This is a genomic window from Microcoleus sp. BM001215392, assembly GCF_036700185.1.
Classification (GTDB): Bacteria; Cyanobacteriota; Cyanobacteriia; order Cyanobacteriales; family Microcoleaceae; genus Microcoleus.
Window position 1 is genome coordinate 1 of sequence record NZ_JAUBOJ010000689.1, and the last position, 1617, is coordinate 1617.

General features: G+C 44.1%; 2 protein-coding genes. Both read left to right on the forward strand.

Annotated features, from left to right (window positions below; genetic code table 11):
* The coding region (locus QT974_RS34180; RefSeq protein WP_333472791.1) for an efflux RND transporter permease subunit at positions 1-789 on the forward strand (789 nt) is incomplete at its 5' end.
* A gap of 250 nt (positions 790-1039) precedes the next feature.
* The gene (locus QT974_RS34185; RefSeq protein ID WP_333472792.1) at positions 1040-1525 is read left to right on the forward strand and encodes a hypothetical protein; all 486 of its coding nucleotides are present in this window, start codon (positions 1040-1042) and stop codon (positions 1523-1525) included.
* Positions 1526-1617 lie beyond the last annotated feature (92 nt).

Here is a 1617-nt window from a genome sequence, read left to right on the forward strand (position 1 = left end):
GGGGATGAAAGGGGGGGTAAAATTCCCCTCGCGCAAGTGGCGACTGTTACATACGGTACGGGCCCAAATACGATTAACCGCGAGAATGTTTCTCGGTTGATTGTGGTGGCGGCGAATGCGAAAGGTAGGGATTTGCGATCGGTTGTGAATGAAATTCAAGCTAAAGTCAAACGGGAGGTGCAGTTACCGTTTGGTTATTTTATCCAGTACGGCGGTCAATTTGAGGCGGAACAAAGGGCTTCGCAGAATATTATGGTGTTTAGCGCGATCGCCTTTGTTGTCATTACAGTATTGATGTACTTGTCCGTCAAGTCGATCGCTTCAACTGCGATGATTACGATCAATTTGCCGATCGGCTTAGTTGGAGGAGTAATTGCTGTAGCTTTGACTGGCGGTATAATTTCCGTCGCTTCCCTGGTTGGCTTTGTCACATTATTCGGCGTAGCTACCCGCAACGGCTTGCTGTTAGTAGAAAACTATAACTCTAAATTTGCTGAAGGAATGCCCTTTCAAGAAGCCGTTGTTAAAGGATCGATGGAACGCCTCAACGCCATTTTGATGACCGCTTTAACTTCAGCATTGGGTTTGGCACCGTTAGTCTTAGAAGGCGGGCCAGGAAAAGAAATATTACAACCTTTGTCGATCGTAGTTTTAGGAGGATTGTTTACTTCTACGGCGTTAACTCTGTTAGTTTTGCCAGCCTTGTATGCTCAATTTGGGAGATTTTTACGACCTCAAGAACCTGAGCCTGTTGCTGAAGATGAAAAAACTGGTTTAAGTGATTTTTAGCAACGATTCTGGCTATTGCTGAATAATTGTTGATAATTTTCTTTGACCAAGAATTTCTTCATGGTACAAGCCCCCGGATTTATCCGTGGAATCAATCCCAAATCAAAAATCGAAAATCCTCTCTTCCCCCGAATTTATCCGTGGGGTCGCCTCTAAAATCTAAAATCTAAAATCTAAAATCTAAAATCGATTGACGCCCTGTTTTAAAATGCCATAATTTACGAATAATTGTCCGCAAAGAGTCAAGCACATGAAAACGATCAAAACAAGTTTAATTATTCTCAGCAGTATCGGACTGCTGTTTTTGGGAGCTTGCGGTAAAGGCGACGAAGCAAGCGATACAAAAATCACTCCCACACCCCCTCCTGCTGCTTCAAAACCTGCGTCTTCCGCTCCCGCCGCTGCTCCTGCTGGTGCAAAAGGAGCTAAAGGCGGTCAAGTTGTCAATGCTGGAGCTTATCATTTAGAGTTTGTACCTGAAAAACAAGCTACTGGGACTCACTTAGATTTGTACCTGCAAAAAGGCGATAAAAAGGAAACAGTTCCTGATGCGAAAGTGTCAGCACAAGTGCAGTTGCCGAATGGAAAGCAACAAACGCTAGCCTTTAAATACGATCCGGCAGACAAACATTATACTGCTGTGTTTCCAGTCAAAGGTGCGGGTCAGTATCCTGTGAAGGTGAATGCGGATATTAAGGGAGAAAAAGTGGACGGTCGTTTTACTTTCACTCAGTAGTAGTTGAATTTATTTGTGAAAGCCCGGTTTGTTCGATCGGGTGCATCTGGTTTTGGAAGAGGGCGAAGCATGACCGCATATAAGTTATTAGT

What these genes read in the sequence shown, in the direction of transcription:
- QT974_RS34185 (WP_333472792.1), top strand. Translation starts at nt 1,040, where the DNA reads ATGAAAACGATCAAAACAAGTTTAATTATTCTCAGCAGTATCGGACTG.